Origin of the sequence: Streptomyces sp. NPDC057877, assembly GCF_042796855.1 — a bacterium.
GTDB lineage: Bacteria > Actinomycetota > Actinomycetes > Streptomycetales > Streptomycetaceae > Streptomyces.
Map to the genome: position 1 here is coordinate 630,205 of NZ_JBHVMS010000004.1, position 17,530 is coordinate 647,734.

The 17,530-nt window shown below is 71.7% G+C and carries 12 protein-coding genes and 3 tRNA genes; 8 read left to right on the plus strand and 7 right to left on the minus strand.

The window, feature by feature from the left end; translation table 11 throughout:
• Nucleotides 1-14 precede the first annotated feature (14 nt).
• Nucleotides 15-689: a vancomycin high temperature exclusion protein gene (locus tag ACFVQG_RS14385; protein ID WP_383381332.1), complete on the minus strand. Its 675-nt coding sequence runs from the start codon at nt 687-689 to the stop codon at nt 15-17.
• Between the two features lie 150 nt (nt 690-839).
• Between ACFVQG_RS14385 and ACFVQG_RS14390 the strand changes: the two genes are divergently transcribed.
• The 4 genes from ACFVQG_RS14390 to dnaG all read left to right on the plus strand — a co-directional run bounded on the left by ACFVQG_RS14390 (nt 840) and on the right by dnaG (nt 6,283).
• Nucleotides 840-1,595, plus strand: a complete 756-nt coding sequence (locus ACFVQG_RS14390; protein ID WP_383381335.1) for a sirohydrochlorin chelatase — start codon at nt 840-842, stop codon at nt 1,593-1,595.
• A 115-nt stretch (nt 1,596-1,710) separates the two neighbouring features.
• Complete coding sequence (locus tag ACFVQG_RS14395; RefSeq protein ID WP_383381338.1) at nt 1,711-2,973, plus strand: deoxyguanosinetriphosphate triphosphohydrolase; 1,263 nt, start codon at nt 1,711-1,713, stop codon at nt 2,971-2,973.
• A gap of 125 nt (nt 2,974-3,098) precedes the next feature.
• A complete protein-coding gene (locus tag ACFVQG_RS14400; protein ID WP_383381341.1) occupies nt 3,099-4,364 on the plus strand; it encodes an NAD(P)/FAD-dependent oxidoreductase in 1,266 nt (421 codons plus the stop codon).
• A 29-nt stretch (nt 4,365-4,393) separates the two neighbouring features.
• On the plus strand, nt 4,394-6,283 hold the full coding sequence (dnaG, locus tag ACFVQG_RS14405; protein ID WP_383381345.1) for a DNA primase: 1,890 nt from the start codon (nt 4,394-4,396) through the stop codon (nt 6,281-6,283).
• Here the strand turns inward: dnaG and ACFVQG_RS14410 are convergent, their stop codons facing one another.
• A complete protein-coding gene (locus ACFVQG_RS14410; protein WP_383381350.1) occupies nt 6,284-6,919 on the minus strand; it encodes a hypothetical protein in 636 nt (211 codons plus the stop codon).
• A gap of 102 nt (nt 6,920-7,021) precedes the next feature.
• On the opposite strand from ACFVQG_RS14410, the gene ACFVQG_RS14415 reads away from it, so the two are divergent.
• Nucleotides 7,022-8,299 carry an RNA polymerase sigma factor gene (locus ACFVQG_RS14415; RefSeq protein WP_383381355.1) on the plus strand — a complete coding sequence of 426 codons (1,278 nt, stop codon included), beginning with the start codon at nt 7,022-7,024 and terminating at the stop codon, nt 8,297-8,299.
• 53 nt (nt 8,300-8,352) lie between these two features.
• Here ACFVQG_RS14415 and ACFVQG_RS14420 read toward each other — a convergent pair whose 3' ends face one another.
• The 4 genes from ACFVQG_RS14420 to ACFVQG_RS14435 all read right to left on the minus strand — a co-directional run bounded on the left by ACFVQG_RS14420 (nt 8,353) and on the right by ACFVQG_RS14435 (nt 13,950).
• Nucleotides 8,353-10,284 carry an ABC transporter ATP-binding protein gene (locus ACFVQG_RS14420; RefSeq protein ID WP_383381356.1) on the minus strand — a complete coding sequence of 644 codons (1,932 nt, stop codon included), beginning with the start codon at nt 10,282-10,284 and terminating at the stop codon, nt 8,353-8,355.
• Complete coding sequence (locus tag ACFVQG_RS14425) at nt 10,284-12,017, minus strand: ABC transporter ATP-binding protein (RefSeq protein WP_383381361.1); 1,734 nt, start codon at nt 12,015-12,017, stop codon at nt 10,284-10,286. The genes ACFVQG_RS14420 and ACFVQG_RS14425 overlap by 1 nt, the downstream gene beginning before the upstream one ends.
• A gap of 113 nt (nt 12,018-12,130) precedes the next feature.
• Nucleotides 12,131-13,585: an FGGY family carbohydrate kinase gene (locus tag ACFVQG_RS14430; RefSeq protein WP_383381364.1), complete on the minus strand. Its 1,455-nt coding sequence runs from the start codon at nt 13,583-13,585 to the stop codon at nt 12,131-12,133.
• Between the two features lie 59 nt (nt 13,586-13,644).
• On the minus strand, nt 13,645-13,950 hold the full coding sequence (locus tag ACFVQG_RS14435) for a YtxH domain-containing protein (protein WP_383381370.1): 306 nt from the start codon (nt 13,948-13,950) through the stop codon (nt 13,645-13,647).
• A 146-nt stretch (nt 13,951-14,096) separates the two neighbouring features.
• Here ACFVQG_RS14435 and ACFVQG_RS14440 point away from each other — a divergent pair.
• From ACFVQG_RS14440 to ACFVQG_RS14450, 3 genes are all read left to right on the plus strand, one after another.
• Nucleotides 14,097-14,169: transfer RNA gene (locus ACFVQG_RS14440), tRNA-Asn, on the plus strand.
• 6 nt (nt 14,170-14,175) lie between these two features.
• Nucleotides 14,176-14,248: transfer RNA gene (locus tag ACFVQG_RS14445), tRNA-Asn, on the plus strand.
• Nucleotides 14,249-14,437: 189 nt separating this feature from the next.
• Nucleotides 14,438-14,514 (plus strand) — tRNA-Ile (locus ACFVQG_RS14450).
• 213 nt (nt 14,515-14,727) lie between these two features.
• Here ACFVQG_RS14450 and ACFVQG_RS14455 read toward each other — a convergent pair.
• Nucleotides 14,728-17,508: a hypothetical protein gene (locus ACFVQG_RS14455; protein WP_383381373.1), complete on the minus strand. Its 2,781-nt coding sequence runs from the start codon at nt 17,506-17,508 to the stop codon at nt 14,728-14,730.
• Nucleotides 17,509-17,530: the final 22 nt, after the last annotated feature.

Below are 17,530 nucleotides of genomic sequence, written 5' to 3' on the forward strand. Positions count from 1 at the left end.
CGGCCTCGGTGAGGTCACCGACCGCCCAGCGCCCGCTGCACCCCGGTCTCCCGCGGCCCCAGGAACCGCGGATCCGGCCGGAACGCCGCGTCCAGCGCCGCCTTCCCCGCCGCGAGGACCTCCCGGACACCCCCGTAGTACCAGGTGGCGTCGTGCGGCTCGTCGACCCCGACGCCGTACGACGTCACACCCGCCGCCCGGCACAGCGCCACCGCGCGCCGGACGTGGAAGCCCTGGCTGATCAGCACGGCCTCGTCGACCCCGAAGATCTTCTTGGCCCGCACACAGGAGTCCCAGGTGTCGAAGCCGGCGTAGTCGCTGACGATCCGCCCGTCCGGCACGCCGTGCCGGACCAGGTAGCCGCGCATGGCGTCCGGCTCGTCGTACTCGGCCCGGCTGTTGTCGCCGGTGACGAGGACCACCTCCACCCGCCCCGCCCGGTACAGCTCGGCCGCCGCGTCCAGCCGGTGCGCGAGGTACGGCGACGGCTCGCCGTTCCACAGACCCGCGCCGAAGACGACCGCGACGTCCGTGCGCGGCACCTCCGCGGTCGTCCGCAGCCGGTCGCCCGTGGTCACGAACAGCCAGGTGGACGGCAGCAGCGCGAGGACGCACACGGCGACCACCGCCTGCACGAGTCGGCGCTGCCCGATACGGGTACGCGGGAGCCGGGGTCGGCGCAGATCCATGCCAGAAGGGACGCCGGACGCGCCGCCGGGGTTGCGCGACCGCAGGTCAGGCCACCTCACACACCCCCGTCCCCCCATGGTGAACCCACCGAAAAGACCCGTCACCCTGCACGCAACGGCTCGGCAACGTCCCCCCGACACCATCGATCCATGACGGCGCACCCCATGAACCCGCACCCCCGCCGGACCAGCGGTCAGCCCCTGGTCCTGGTCGCCCACGGCAGCCGCGACCCGCGCGCCCTCGCCACCGTCAGCGCCCTCGCCGACCGCGTCCGCGACCTGCGCCCCGGCCTCCCCGTACACCTCGGGCACATCGAGCTGAACGCGCCCCTGCTGCCCGACACCCTCGCCGCCCTCGGCGACCGGGAGGCGGTGCTCGTCCCCCTCCTCCTCAGCCGCGGTTACCACATCAAGCAGGACATCCCGGACATGATCGCCGCGTCCGGCGCCCGCACCCGCGTGGCCGCCCCCCTCGGCCCGCACCCCCTGCTCGCCGAGGCCCTGGCCACCCGCCTGACCGAGGCGGGCTGGACCCGGGGAACCGCCGTGGTCCTGGCCGCCGCGGGCTCCCGCGACCCCGAGGCCGCGCTGGACACCAGCCACATGGCCCGCCTCCTCTCCGACCGCCTGGGCGGCGTCCCGGTCGTCCCCGCCTACGCCTCGGCCGCCAGGCCCACGGTCCCGGAAGCGGTCCGCGCCCTGAAGGCCCGGGGCCACCGCCACATAGCCGTCGCCTCCTACTTCACGGCCCCCGGCCGCTTCGCCACGGAGTCCGCCCAGGCGGCCCCGGATAGGGCAGCGGTCCCCATGGGCACCCACCCGGCGATGGCCCACCTGATCCTCCACCGCTACGACCAGGCAAGAAGAACGGCTCCCGTGCAGCGGACGCTCGCCATCCTCACCTAGGGGCGCGGGGCTGTAGCGGGTTGCGGCCCCACCGCGCGGGCGCGACCAGCCCCACAACCCGCAGACGCCCCACAACAGACACCCGGCAGACGCTCCCCGCGCATACTGTCGACGCATGGAAGGCAACGCATACCCGGCACCAGCAACCGACCGATGGGCCCCCGAGCCCGACAAACGCCCAGGCCGCACCGCCTTCCAAAGAGACCGCGCCCGCATCCTGCACTCCGCCGCCCTGCGCCGCCTCGCGGGCAAGACCCAGGTCGTCACCCCCGGCACCACCAGCCAGGCCTGGGACCCCAGCCCCCGCACCCGCCTCACCCACTCCCTGGAGTGCGCCCAGGTCGGCCGCGAACTCGGCGCCGCCCTCGGCTGCGACCCCGACCTGGTGGAGGCCGCCTGCCTCGCCCACGACCTCGGTCACCCGCCCTTCGGCCACAACGGCGAACAGGCGCTCAACGAGTTCGCCGAGGACTGCGGCGGCTTCGAGGGCAACGCCCAGTCACTCAGACTCCTCACCCGCATCGAACCCAAACGGTTCACCCCGGACGGCTCCGTCGGCCTCAACCTCACCCGCGCCACCCTGGACGCCGCCACCAAGTACCCCTGGCCACGAGGGGCCCACCCCACCGACCCGGCGTCCGTGAAGTTCGGCGTGTACGAGGACGACCGCCCGGTGTTCGACTGGGTCCGCGAGGGCGCCCCCGGCACCCGCACCTGCTTCGAGGCGCAGGTCATGGACTGGTCGGACGACGTGGCGTACTCCGTGCACGACGTCGAGGACGGCCTGCACGCCGGGCACGTCGACCCCAACCTGCTGCACGCCGACCCCGAACGCGCGGCGGTCTTCGAGGTCGCCGTCGGCCGGTACGTCCCCGCCGACACCGACCCCGCCGAACTCTCCGCCGCCCTGGACCGGCTCACCGACCAGGAGTGGTGGCCGCACGGCTACGACGGCTCGGCGGTCGCGCAGGCCCGGCTGAAGGACGCCACCAGCCAGCTCATCGGCCGCTTCTGCCTGGCCGCCGAGGGCGCCACCCGGGCGGCGTACGGCAACGGCCGCCTCACCCGCTACGGCGCCGCACTCGTCGTACCCCGGGAGACCCGGATGGAGTGCGCGGTGCTGAAGGCCGTCGCCGACCGGTACGTCATGCAGCGCGCCGAGCAGGCCCGGCTCCGCGCCGACCAGCGGATCGTCGTCCTGGAACTGGCCGAGAAGCTCACCGCCCGCGCGCCGGACGGTCTGGACCCGCAGTTCCGCGCCATGTTCGAACACGCGCCGGACGACCGGGCCCGCAAGCGGGTGATCGTCGATCAGATCGCTTCCCTGACGGACGTGTCCGCGCGGTCGCTTCACGTGAGGCTGACGGGACACCTGTGACACTGACCGGGCATATGCACAGGGAAAGGTGACCCTGCGTGGCCTGATCGGGTCACACCCTCTTCCCGCACCACGCTCCGTGCGGGAGGCTCGCATGTGGCGGCACCCTTACGAGGAGGCATCAAGTGGTCGACGCGGATCAGACATTCGTCATCGTCGGAGGCGGCCTGGCGGGCGCGAAGGCGGCCGAGACGCTGCGCGCGGAGGGCTTCACCGGCCGCGTGATACTGATCTGCGACGAACGCGACCACCCCTACGAGCGCCCGCCGCTGTCCAAGGGCTACCTCCTCGGCAAGGAGGAGCGCGACAGCGTCTTCGTCCACGAGCCGACCTGGTACGCCAACCACGACGTCGAACTCCACCTCGGACAGACCGTCGACGCCATCGACCGCACCGCGAAGACGGTCCGCTTCGGCGAGGACGGCACCGTCGTCCGCTACGACAAGCTGCTCCTCGCCACCGGCGCCGAGCCCCGCCGCCTGGACATCCCCGGCACCGACCTGGCGGGCGTCCACCACCTGCGCCGCCTCGCCCACGCCGAGCGCCTCAAGGGCGTCCTCGCCGCCCTCGGCCGGGACAACGGCCACCTCGTGATCGCGGGCGCGGGCTGGATCGGCCTGGAGGTCGCGGCGGCGGCCCGGGAGTACGGCGCAGAGGTCACCGTCGTCGAGCCGGAGCCGACCCCGCTGCACGGCGTCCTCGGGCCGGAGCTGGGCCAGCTTTTCGCCGAGCTGCACCGCGAGCACGGCGTCCGCTTCTGCTTCGGCGCCCGGCTGACCGAGATCGTCGGGCAGGACGGCATGGTCCTGGCGGCCCGTACCGACGACGGCGAGGAGCAGCCCGCGCACGACGTGCTGGCCGCGATCGGCGCCGCCCCCCGGGTCTCCCTCGCGGAGGCGGCGGGCCTGGAGCTGGCCGACCGGGCGCACGGCGGCGGCATCGTCGTCGACGACCGCCTGCGCACCTCCGACCCCGACATCTACGCCGCCGGTGACGTCGCCGCCTTCCCGCACGCCCTGTTCGACGCCCGGCTGCGGGTCGAGCACTGGGCCAACGCCCTCAACGGCGGCCCGGCCGCGGCCCGCGCGATGCTGGGCCAGGAGGTTGTCTACGACCGGGTGCCCTACTTCTTCTCCGACCAGTACGACCTGGGGATGGAGTACTCCGGCTGGGCGCCCCCGGGGTCGTACGACGAGGTGGTGATCCGGGGGGACGCCGGGAAGCGGGAGTTCATCGCGTTCTGGGTGAAGGACCACCGGGTGCTGGCCGGGATGAACGTGAACGTGTGGGACGTCACGGAGCCCATCCAGGCGCTCATCCGCAGCCAGGCCCAGGTCAGCACGGAGTCACTGGCCGACCCGCACGTCCCGCTCGAAAGTCTGGTCCCGTGACTGTCCGACCGTCACCGTAGAATTCACGCGTGGCAGGACGGATCAACGACGAGGACGTGAAGGCGGTCAGGGACGCGGTCCCGATCGACGCCGTCGTCTCGGAGTACCTCCAGCTGCGCAACGCGGGCGGCGGCAACCTCAAGGGGCTGTGCCCGTTCCACGACGAGAAGTCGCCGTCCTTCCAGGTCAGCCCGGGCAAGGGACTCTTCCACTGCTTCGGCTGCCAGGAGGGCGGCGACACCATCACGTTCGTGATGAAGATCGACCACCTCACCTTCTCGGAGGCGGTCGAGCGGCTCGCCGGTCAGGCGGGCATCACCCTGCGCTACGAGGAGGGCGGCTACAACCCCGCCCACCAGCGCGGCGAACGGATCCGCCTGGTCGAGGCCCACAAGATCGCCGCCGACTGGTACGCGGAACAGCTCGCGACCTCCCCGGAGGCCGACACCGGCCGGATCTTCCTCGCCGACCGCGGCTTCGACCAGGCCGCCGCCGTCCACTTCGGCGTCGGCTACAGCCCGCAGGGCTGGGACCACCTCACCCGCTACCTGCGCGGCAAAGGCTTCACCGACAAGGAACTGATCCTCTCCGGTCTCGCCCAGGAGGGCCGCCGCGGCCCCATCGACCGCTTCCGCGGACGGCTGATGTGGCCCATCCGCGACATCGGCGGCGACGTCGTCGGCTTCGGCGCCCGCAAGCTGTACGAGGCGGACAACGGCCCGAAGTACCTGAACACCCCGGACACGGCGATCTACCGGAAGTCCCAGGTCCTGTACGGCATCGACCTGGCGAAGAAGGAGATCGCGAAGACCTCCCGCGCGGTCGTCGTCGAGGGTTACACGGACGTCATGGCCTGCCACCTCGCCGGGGTGACGACCGCCATCGCCACCTGCGGCACGGCCTTCGGCGGCGACCACATCAAGATCCTCCGCCGTCTGTTGATGGACAACGGCTCGGCCCGCGTCATCTTCACCTTCGACGGCGACGCGGCGGGCCAGAAGGCCGCCCTGCGCGCCTTCGAGGACGACCAGAAGTTCGCCGCCGAGACGTACATCGCCATCGCCCCCGACGGCATGGACCCCTGCGACCTGCGTCTCGCCAAGGGCGACGAGGCGGTGAGCGACCTCGTGGAACCCCGCACGCCCCTCTTCGAGTTCGCCCTGCGCCAGATCGTCTCGCGCTACGACCTCGACACCCCCGCCGGTCGCGCCGCCGCCCTCGACGAGGCCGCCCCGGTCGTCGCCCGCATCAAGAACAGCGGCGCCCAGCACGAGGTCGCCGTGCAGCTCGCGGGCATGCTCGGCATCCTCGACACCCAGTTCGTGGTCAAGCGGGTCGCCCAGCTGGCCCGCTGGGCCCGCGACCGCGGCGGCAAGGGCCCGGCCCCGGTCCAGCGGCCGTACGAGGCGGCCCCCCGCCCGGCGACCTCCGGCCCCGCCCTCACCCTCCGCAACCCCGTCTACGCCACCGAACGCGAACTCCTCAAACTCGCCCTCCAGCGCCCCGAACTGGTCTCCCCGGCCTTCGACGCCTACGGGGTCGACGAGTTCACCGCCGCCCCCTACGCCGCCGTACGCCAGGCCATCCTCGACGCGGGCGGCGCGGAGTACGGCACGCAGGACCCCCAGGAGTACCTGGTCCGCGTCCGCGACGCCGCCCCCGACGACGCCGTCCGCGCCATGGTCACCGAACTCGCCGTCGAGGCGATCATGCGCCGCACGGTCGACGAGACCTACGCCGGTGAACAACTCGTCGCCGTCCGCCGCCGTGCCGTCACCCGCCGCCTCACCGACCTCCAGAGCACCCTGACCCGCCTCGGCCACACGGACCCGGCCCAGGCGGCGGCCCTGCAGAACGAGATGATGGTCCTCACCCGCTACGACCGGGCACTCCAGGATCAGGGCCCCTCAGCGCTCTAGCTACTCGAGCCACCCGTCATCCACCGACACATCACTGTCGTGCAGCACGAACTCCCGCTCGAAGCCGAGTAGTCGACGCTCACTCAGGTCGGCCAGCAACCGCTCAAGCCGCCGCCCCGCCCCCTTCGCGTCCACCCCCCGGCACCGCTGCGTGACGAACCGCTCGTGCCACCCGTCCCCCCGCACCCGGCGCGCGTTCCATGACACATGCGCCCCGTGCGGCACCACGAGCGCGGCCAGGGCGTCCAGGTCGGCGTCGGCCGGGAGCAGCAGCTTCACATGGTGCTCGAAGTACCGGCCGTCGTCGCACGGCTCGCGCGGCACCTCCGGCGCCCACGGCGTCGACTCGATCTTCACGCGGACCGGCAGGAACCCGTCCGCCCGCAGCCGTGCCGTCACCTCCCGCGCCCGCGCCGACCCGGCGGCGTAGGACGCGGAGCCGGAGAGCGTGAGCATCGGCTGGTCGGGCATCCGGCCCCGGGCCAGCACGATGTGGGTCAGCTTGAGCCCGGCCGACGCCGCCCACCGGCGCAGCCGCTCGGCCTCGTCGGCGTGGGCGCAGCGGACGGTCACATGGGTCTCGTAGCAGGAAGCGGACACCGGTGGATCGTGCCAGACCGGGACGCTCCCGGTCATCGGCGTTTTCGGCAGCAATCACCACCGGGTCACGGTCCGGACGCAAAAAGTCACCGCACGCCCCTCGTGGCGGGGATGTGTCTTACCCCACACTGGGTTCCGGTGCCTGAGTCCTCGGAGCGCGGCCGATCCGTCCCCCACGGGTCCCACACCCCCGCGGTTCCGCTCATCGCGTACGGGACGGACAGCGGCAAGGCCGCCGACTCCGCCCCCCAAGCAGCGCTGCCGTACTTTTCAGCAGCGATCACCCTGGAGGTCGCCCCCGTGCAGACCCAGACCCTCATCCAGACCGACGCCACCACGGACGGCGCTGAGCCGGACGCGGAGGCCGAAGTACTCGTCGCCGTCCCGGCACAGAGCCGCGCCGCCCATCACCCGGAGACGGAGACGGAACCGAAGCCCGAGCCGGACGCCGCGCCCGAGCCCGTCGAAGCGGTGGCGGTCGTGCCCACGCGCCTGGACACCGGCGGACCCTCCTCGGACCTCTTCCGCCAGTACCTGCGCGAGATCGGCCGCATCCCGCTGCTCAGCGCGGCCGAGGAGGTCGAACTCGCCCGCCGTGTCGAGGCCGGGCTGTTCGCCGAGGAGAAGCTGGGCAGCACCCCCGACCTGGACAGCCAGCTCGCCCTCGACCTGGACAAGCTCGTCGTCATGGGCCGGATGGCCAAGCGTCGGCTCATCGAGGCGAACCTGCGGCTCGTCGTCTCCGTCGCCAAGCGGTACGTCGGCCGCGGCCTGACCATGCTGGACCTGGTCCAGGAGGGGAACCTCGGCCTCATCAGGGCGGTGGAGAAGTTCGACTACGCCCGCGGCTACAAGTTCTCGACGTACGCCACCTGGTGGATCCGGCAGGCCATGTCCCGCGCCCTCGCCGACCAGGCCCGCACCATCCGCGTCCCGGTCCATGTCGTCGAACTCATCAACCGCGTCGTCCGCGTCCAGCGCCGCATGCTCCAGGAGCGCGGCTACGAACCGACGTCGGACGAGGTCGCCGCCCATCTCGACCTGCCCCCGGAGCGGGTCAGCGAGGTGCTGCGGCTGGCCCAGGAGCCGGTCTCGCTGCACGCGCCCGTCGGCGAGGAGGACGACGTGGCCCTCGGCGACCTCATCGAGGACGGCGACGCCGCGAGCCCCGTCGAGTCGGCCGCGTTCCTGCTGCTCAAGGAGCACCTGGAGGCGGTCCTGTCGACCCTGGGCGAGCGGGAGCGGAAGGTCGTACAGCTCCGTTACGGCCTTGTCGACGGCCGCCCCCGCACCCTGGAGGAGATAGGCCGCATCTTCGGCGTGACCCGCGAACGCATCCGCCAGATCGAGTCCAAGACCCTCAACAAGCTGCGCGACCACGCCTTCGCGGACCAGTTGAGGGGTTACCTGGACTGACGGGGGGTGCCGCTGACGCGACGCGGCGGTACCCCCGGCACGGGCCTGCCACCTCAGTCGACCTCGGCCACCGCCTGCGCGAACTGCGCCTTGTACAAGCGCGCGTAAGCCCCACCGGCCGCGAGCAGCACATCGTGCGCGCCCTGCTCCACGATCGCCCCGTTCTCCATCACCAGGATCGTGTCCGCGTCCCGGATCGTCGACAGCCGGTGCGCGATCACGAACGACGTACGCCCGTGCGCCAGCTTGGCCATCGCCTTCTGGATGAGCACCTCGGTGCGGGTGTCCACCGACGACGTCGCCTCGTCCAGCACCAGGATCACCGGGTCGGACAGGAACGCCCGCGCGATGGTGATCAACTGCTTCTCACCCGCGCTGACCCCGCTGCCCTCGTCGTCGATCACGGTGTCGTAGCCGTCCGGCAGCGTCCGGATGAACCGGTCCGCGTGCGCCGCCCGCGCCGCCTCCTCGATCTCCCCGCGGGTGACCTTGCCGGACGCCCCGTAGGCGATGTTCTCCGCGATGGTGCCGCCGAACAGCCAGGTGTCCTGGAGCACCATGCCGATCCCGGCCCGCAGTTCGTCCCGTGACATCCCGGCGATGTCCACCCCGTCGAGGGTGATCCGCCCGCCGGACACCTCGTAGAACCGCATGAGCAGATTGACCAGGGTGGTCTTGCCCGCCCCGGTCGGCCCGACGATCGCGACGGTCTGCCCGGGTTCCACGGCCAGCGTCAGATCCTCGATCAGCGGCTTCTCGGGGTCGTAGCGGAAGGACACCCCCTCCAGCGCGACCCGCCCACGCCACGACTCCGGCCGTACGTCCTTCACGGCCGGGTCCTGCGACTGCTCCTCGGCGTCGAGGAGTTCGAAGACCCGCTCGGCGGAGGCGACCCCGGACTGCACCAGGTTCGCCATCGACGCGACCTGCGTCAGCGGCATGGAGAACTGCCGGGAGTACTGGATGAAGGCCTGCACGTCACCGATGGACAGGGAGCCCGAGGCCACCCGCAGGCCACCCACGACCGCCACGAGCACGTAGTTGATGTTCGAGACGAACATCATCAGCGGCTGCATCATCCCGCTGTTGAACTGCGCCCGGAACCCGGCCTCGTACAACTCGTCGTTGTGCTCGGCGAACTGCTTCGCCGACTCCTCCTGCCGCCCGAACACCTTCACCAGGTTGTGCCCGGTGTACATCTCCTCGATGTGCGCGTTCAGCTTGCCGGTGGTGCGCCACTGCGCCACGAAGTGCGGCTGCGACCGCTTGCCGACCCGGGTGGCGATCACGAACGACAGCGGCACGGTCACCAGCGCGACCAGCGCCAGGATCCAGGAGACGTAGAACATCATCGCCAGCACGCCGATGATGGTCAGCACGCTGTTGATGAGCTGCCCCATCGACTGCTGGAGGGTCTGCCCGATGTTGTCGATGTCGTTGGTGGCCCGGGACAGCACCTCACCGCGCTGCCGCTTGTCGAAGTACGACAGCGGCAGCCGCGACAGCTTCGTCTGCACGTCCTCCCGCAGCCGGTACATGGTGCGGTTGACGGCCCGGTTCACCAGCCGCGTCGCCACCGCCATCAGCAGCCCGGCCCCGGTGAACACGGCGAGCGCGAGCAGCAGGACGTTGCCGACGGCGCCGAAGTCGATGCCCTCGCCGGGCGTGAAGTCGGTGGAGCGCAGCATGTCGGCGATCTGCCCGTCACCGCGCTCCCGCATCGACTCCAGCACGTCCGCCTTGGACTCCCCGGCGGGCAGGTCCCGTCCGACGATGCCCGCGAACACCAGGTCGGTCGCCCGGCCCAGGATCTTCGGCCCGATCACCGACAGACCGACGCTCAGCACCACGCACAGCACCAGCACGGCGAGGGTGACCCGCTCGGGCCGGAACTGGGCGACGAGCCGTTTGCCCGACCCCTTGAAGTCCATCGAGCGGTGGTCCGGCCCGGTCCCCGCCATCATGCGCCCCGCGGGCCCGGCCATCAGGCAGCCTCCGCTTCCGTCAGCTGGGAGAGCACGATCTCCCGGTAGGTCTCGTTGTCCGCCATCAGCTCGTGGTGGCGGCCGGTGCCGACCACCCGTCCCTCGTCGAGTACGACGATCCGGTCCGCGTCCCTGATGGTCGCCACCCGCTGGGCGACGATCACGACGGTCGCCTCCGCGGTCTCCTGGGCGAGCGCCGCGCGCAGGGCGGCGTCGGTGGCGTAGTCGAGGGCGGAGAAGGAGTCGTCGAAGAGGTAGATCTCCGGCCGCTGCACCAGGGTGCGGGCGATGGCGAGCCGCTGCCGCTGACCACCGGAGACATTGGTGCCGCCCTGCGCGATGGGGGAGTCCAGACCGTTCTCCAGCCGCTCCACGAACTCCCTGGCCTGCGCCACCTCCAGCGCGTGCCACAGCTCGTCGTCGGTGGCGTCGGGATTGCCGTAGCGCAGATTGGTCGCGACGGTCCCGGCGAAGAGGTACGGCTTCTGCGGGACGAGCCCGACCGTGCGGGCGAGCACCTCCTGGCCGAGGGTGCGCACGTCGACCCCGTCCACGAGCACCTCGCCCTCGGTGGCGTCGAACAGCCGCGGCACCAGGCCCAGCAGGGTGGACTTGCCGCTGCCGGTGGAGCCGATCACGGCGGTGGTCTCACCGGGCCGGGCGACCAGGTCGACCGCCTTCAGCACCGGCTCCTCGGCACCCGGGTAGCGGAAGCCCGCGCCCCGGACCTCCAGGTGCCCGTGCCGCCGCAGCTCGGTGACGGGCGCGAGCGGCGGCACGACGCTGGACTCGGTGTCCAGCACCTCCTGGATCCGCTCGGCGCAGACCTCCGCGCGCGGCACCATCATGAACATGAAGGTGGCCATCATCACGGACATCACGATCTGCATGAGATAGGCGAGGAACGCGGTCAGGTCGCCGATCTGCATCCCGCCGCTGTCGATGCGGTGGGCGCCGAACCACACCACCGCCACCGACGACAGGTTCACCACCGTCATCACGATGGGGAACATCAGCGCGAGCAGGTTCCCCGAGCGCAGCGCCACATCGGTCAGACCGGAGTTGGCCTTCTCGAAGCGGCGCTGCTCGTACTCGTCGCGGACGAAGGCGCGGATCACCCGGTTGCCGGTGATCTGCTCGCGCAGCACCCGGTTCACGGTGTCGAGCCGCTTCTGCATGGACCTAAACAGCGGCCGTAGCGCCCGTACGATCAGCGTCACGCAGACGCCCAGCACCGGCACCACCGCGACCAGCACCGCGGACAGCGGCACGTCCAGGCCGAGCGCCAGGATGATGCCGCCCACGCACATGATGGGCGCCGACACCATCAGCGTGAACGTCATCAGCGCCAGCATCTGCACCTGCTGGACGTCGTTCGTCGTACGGGTGATCAGCGACGGCGCACCGAAGTGACCCAGTTCACGCGCCGAGAACGACTGCACCCGGTCGAAGACCTCGCCCCGCACGTCCCGGCCCAGCGCCGCCGCGGTGCGGGCGCCGTAGTACACGGCGCCGATGTTGGTGACGACCTGCGCCAGCGAGATGCCGATCATCAGGGCACCGAAGGACAGGATGTAGCCGGTGTCCCCCCGCACGACACCGTTGTCGATGATGTCGGCGTTGAGGGTGGGCAGGTAGAGGGTGGCGCAGGTCTGCAGGAACTGGAGCAGGACCAGCAGGGCGATGGGTTTTCGGTAGGGCCTGAGATAGGTCCGCAGAAGTCGTATGAGCACGCTGCTTCTCTCGGAGTCGACGACGGGGCGTTCGGTTGCCCTTGGCCCCTATCGTCGAACACTCCACCCGCGTTACCTCAACTGATTAACCCAACGGTGCGCCCGGTGCCGTCCTACGGGCGGAACGCCCCGGGGTGGGTCTGCTCCCGCACCGACACGAACTGCTGCCGCACCGCCTGCCCCACCGCCAGCTCCTCGCCGGGGTCCAGCACCTGCGCGGCCGGGCCCTGCCACAGCGGCGGCGTGCGCGGATCGAGCGTCCCCTGGGACACCCCGAGCGCCCACGCGGCCTGCCGCGCCGCCCCGATCGCGGCATAGTCCGCGGGCTGCGGTACGACGACCTGCGCCCCGAACAGCGCGGGCGCCGCGGCCTGTACGGCGGGCAGCTCGGCGGCGGCCCCGAGCAGGAACACCCGCCGGACCTCGACGCCCCGCCCGCGCAGCACGTCCAGCGCGTCCGCGAGCCCGCACAGCATCCCCTCGAACGCGGCCCGCGCCAGGTGCTCCGGCCGCATCGACTCCCGCCGCAGCCCGGCCAGCGTCCCCGCGGTGTGCGGCAGGTGCGGCGTCCGCTCCCCCTCCAGATAGGGCAGCAGCACCAGCCCATGAGCCCCCGGCGTCGACTTCATCGCCAGCTCCGACAGGCTCTCCAGATCGGGCAGCCCGAGCAACTCGGCGGTGCCGCGCAGGGTGCGTACGGCGTTCAGGGTGGTGACGACCGGCAGGTGCATGCCGGTCGCGTCGGCGAGGGAGGTGATCATCCCGCTCTGGTCGTGCAGCGCCTCCGGGTGCACGGCCATCACCGAACCCGACGCGCCCAGCGACACCACCGCGTCACCCAGCCCGATCCCCAGCCCGAACGCGGCGGCCATGGTCTCGCCGGTCCCGGCCGAGATCAGCAGCCCCTCCGGCGTCGTACCGGCGGCGTCGGCGGGCCCGACCACTTCCGGCAGCATCGCCTGATGCCCGAGCGCCAACTCGACGAGATCGGACCGGTAGGCCCCCGTGGCCGCCGACCAGTAACCGGTCCCCGACGCCCCACCCCGGTCGGTGGTCCGCCGGACCGGCCGCCCCAGCAGTTGCCACACCAGCCAGTCGTGCGCCTGCATGAGTACGGCGACCCGCGCGGCGTTCTCCGGCTCGCTGCGGGCCAGCCAGCGCAGCTTGGTCACCGGCTGCGCGGCCTGCGGCACACAGCCCACGGCCTGCGCCCACGCCTCGCGCCCACCGAGCGCGTCGACCAGATCGGCCGCCGCGACCTGCGCCCGCTTGTCCCCGCCGACCAGCGCGGGCCGCACGGTGGCGCCCTGCGCGTCCAGCGGGACCAGGGCGTTCTGCTGCGCGGACACGCCGATGGCCTGGACGCCCTCCAGCAGCCCACCGCCCGCGGCCTCGCCCAGGGACAGCAGCCATGCCTGCGGATCGACGTCGGCGGCCCGCCCCCCACCCTCGGCCTCATCGACCGGATGCGGGGCATACCCCTGCCTGAGCACGGCCCCCGTGTCCGTGTCGCAGACGACGATACGAGTGAAATCGGGCGCACTGTCCAGCCCGGCGACTATCCCCATGGCCAAAATTCTGCCGCACCGGTGGCGATGACCGCGCCGCCGGAGCGGTGCCCGGCTCCTCAGGTGTTGCTGGTACCCCAGTCGTCGGGCCCGTCGCCGTTGGCGTTGCGCTCCCGCAGCGTGCGCACCCGCTGGGCCACCGAGTCCGGCATCCGCTCCCCGACCCGGTCGCTGACCACGTGGTACGCCTTGCCCGCGAACTGCCGCCCCTGCTGCGCGGCCGTCTCGGCGGTGTTGCGCACGGCGGGGTTCTGGCTGACCTGCCGCGCGGACTTCTTCAACTGCTCGTAGCGCTCGCGCCCGGCCTTCGTGCCCAACACGTAACCCAGAGCGAGTCCGACGACGAACGTGAGCCGGTAGCGCATGACGGCCACCCTTCCTGGCTTGCTAGACGAGTACCTGCGGGAACCGATTGGCGGAGCACCCCCCTGCTTGCGCTAATGTATGTGTCGCAGCGAGCGCGCGCCCCCTGGCGAATACCCAGGTAGGTACGTTCGATGCAGCGAGGCATTCCTCCGTAGCTCAATTGGCAGAGCAGCCGGCTGTTAACCGGCAGGTTACTGGTTCGAGTCCAGTCGGGGGAGCTTCGGTCCTCCGTAGCTCAATTGGCAGAGCAGCCGGCTGTTAACCGGCAGGTTACTGGTTCGAGTCCAGTCGGGGGAGCAGCCCGAACGAGGACCCCATCGGGGTCCTTTTTCATGCCCGGCTCCCCACCCGGGAACCGCACGGGCCACGGCGGAGTCCTCAAGGTCACGAGGGCGCCGCGGTAAGCCGACCATCCGGAGCAGGAGATCGTATGAGCGGCTATGCTGCGGCAGACGGCGCGCACACATGTACGCGACACGCCGCTATGGGGCGGTAGCTCAGCCGGTTAGAGCAGCGGACTCATAATCCGTCGGCCGTGGGTTCGAGTCCCACCCGCCCCACCACAGCCTTTCGCCGCAGGAACGTTTTCACCTGCGCGGGCATGGCTGGGGCCGCTCGGGAGGGACGCTCCGGCAGAGGGCGCGCCGTCGGTTCGCCTCAGGCTCGCGCGTCGACGATGAGGGTGCCGGTGTGCCCCTCCTTCGGGAGCGAAGTGGAAGCGGAGCGGCGAACGCCGCGCCGCTTTCCACTGGAGGAGGAGCTGGCTGACCTCGGTGTCAGTCCTCGTCGTCCGGAGCGCGGTCCGTCCTCTCGCGTGGGGCCATCGTCAGGTCGGGGTCCAGGCGGTACGTCATACCACCGATGGTCGTGCCGTTGGCGGAGGCCGTGACGCGGAGGGAGACGGCGTGTCGGGCGTCCAGGACGTCCTCGCGGGTGAAGTCACGGCCGGGGCGCAGGCTCACGGGGATCTCGCGTTGGGCGCCGGGGGCCAGGCCGATGGTGCAGCGGGTGTCGCGGTGGCCGACGCGCAGGCGCCAGTCGCGTTCGGCGAGGAACGGCGGCAGGGTGGCGACCAGGGTGACGCGGGCCTCGTGGGCGAACGGGTTGCGGACCAGGAAGCGGCGGCGGGCGAAGCCGGAGAGCAGGCCGCGCAGGCCGCCGCCGCCCGGCACCGGGGCGACATTGCGCTGGGCCACGTTGTTGTCGAACGGCACCAGGCGCCACTCGGCCGTGGGTCCGGCCGCGCACGGGTAGAACGTGGCCGGGTCGATGTTGCTGAGGTCGCCGAGGGCGCTGACCTCCATGAACATGCACTCGTGGCCGACCGAGCGGGGCCGCCAGCGGAACGGTCCGACGACGGTGTCGCCGTTCGGCGGGATTCCGGTGGGCAGCGCGATCTCGGGGGTGTCCATCGGGATCCAGTCGTCGGGCCAGGACAGGCCGACGCCCGGGACGGCGGAGTAGCCGCGTACCACGACGTCGTTCGCGTGCTGCGTGCCCCGGTTCCGGACCCGGACGTAGGCGTGGTTCACCTGGCCGACGACGGGGGTCTGGTGTGCTCCGCCGCCGCCTGCGGGGGCCGGGGCGAGACGGTTCCAGATGTCGGTGCACTCCCAGTGGTTGCCCTGGAAGCCGTACTCGCCGCCGTGGGCGTCGTCGATGTAGACGTCCACCTGCGGGGGCGCGCCCGGCGTGGTCACCGGCTCGGGTGCGCCGGGGGGCTGGTAGAGGCCCTGCTTCTCGAAGCTCCAGCGGATCACCTTGTGGAAGGCGCCGCCGCGGTAGCCCTCGAAGTCGAGGGTGCCGATGTCGGCGTTCATCAGGGCCGTCGCGAACACCGTGGGGCTCGGCGTCGGGGTGACCGGGTTGCTGGCCAGGGAGCCGATCGCCTTGAACACCAGGTACATCGTCTGGCGCGCGGCGAGCTTGCGGCGGTTGACGTCCGGGGAGTCGCCGCCGAGCGACCGGTACAGCCGGAACAGCGTCGTCGACAGGATCTGCTCGCTGGCGTAGCCGCCCTGGTCGTTCTTGCCGCCCCAGGCCCAGCCGCCCGACACCGGACGGCCGTGGTTGCGGTCGGGCAGGATCCACGGGAAGGTCTCGAACCGGCGCTGCGGATCGTTGCGCAGCGAGGACTCGGGGTCCATGAACACCGCGGCGAGACTGTCCCCGGCGCTGTGCGCGAAGCCGAAGTTGGGGGAGTGGACGCTGTCCCACAGGATCGTGTGGCCGAACTCGTGCAGCACGACCCGCAGGTCAGCGGCGATGCTGACGGCCGGGAACGGCGACCCGGCGAGCCCGAACTCGAAGCCGCCGGAGCCGGTGCCGGTCGCGTTGCCCGGCGCCCGCGCGTTGACGGCGTCACCGAAGCCGCAGGCGTCCACCGGGACCGGGAAGCGGGTGCCGTCGAAGTACGCGGCGAGGTTGAAGCCCATGCCCTGCATATGGCGGAACAGCCAGTCGCAGTGGTGGTAGGCGTTGACCGCGGCGAACTCCCGCGCGGGCGCGTCGAAGAAGAAGTGGGCCGGTGGGTTCGGCGTGTTGGGCGGGGCGATCAGCGGCGGGGAGGTGTCCCGGATGTCCACGAACGTGCCGCTGAGGCGCTGCGGGTCACCCGCCGACAGCCCTTCCAGGACGACCACCGACCGGAACGGGTTGAGGACGGCCGCGGCACTGGTCGGCGGTGCGGCGGGGGCGCCCAGCGTCAGCGGATCGCTCCGGAAGACCAGCCCCGTCGCGCAGGTCGTCAGCGCCCGCAGGTAGAGCACCGCACCCGTGCCGCTCTCCACGAAGGCACGCCAGTTGAGCGCGGGGTGTCCGGGGACGGGCAGGGCGAACAGCACCTCGGTGACCCGGTGGAACCGCTGTTCGGCGAGTGAGTCCGGGACGCGCGGCAGCGGGAGCGTGGGAGGCGCGGCCTCCAGCTTGTCGCCCGGCGTGGCGGCGGCCTCCGGATCGAAGCGGTGCTCGGGGTCGTACTGGTAGACCAGCTGCCTGGGCGGCGCGTTGAGGGTCAGGGCCGCGTCGTCGGGCACACCCAGCAGGGACCTCAGCGTCCGCGGGGTGAGGGCGTCCGGGCCGTACCGCTCGCCCTCCGTGGGCTCCTCGGGCAGCGAGATGTCCGGCCGGACGGAACTCTGCGACGCGGTGACCCGCATCGGTTCCGGCTGGATGCTGACGCTGATCCCCGCCTCCCACACCGGCAGATCGTCGTACTTCTGCTGGTAGGAGACGACCGTGGTGCCCATGACCTCCTTCTCCTCGGCGAGTTCCAGCGTGCTGTGGCCGAAGGCGCGGGAGCGGTCCGTGAGGGAGGCGGCGGCGCCGCCGTTCCGCGGCAGCATGGCCTCGTCGAACCCGTAGACGGGCGCGACCTCCCGCAGATAGCTCTCCGCGAGCACCTGCGCCGTGGCGGCGGGCGCCCCGGCGAAGCCGTTGCCCTCCGCGAACTCCCGGCTGCCCGGGGGCCTCGCCACGTAGGGCTGCTGGAAGTGGTCCAGGTGCCGTACCCCGCCGTGGCTCTCGCTGTGCACGTTCTCCGATGGTTCGAACACCACGATGTGTTCCTCTCTCGGTCCT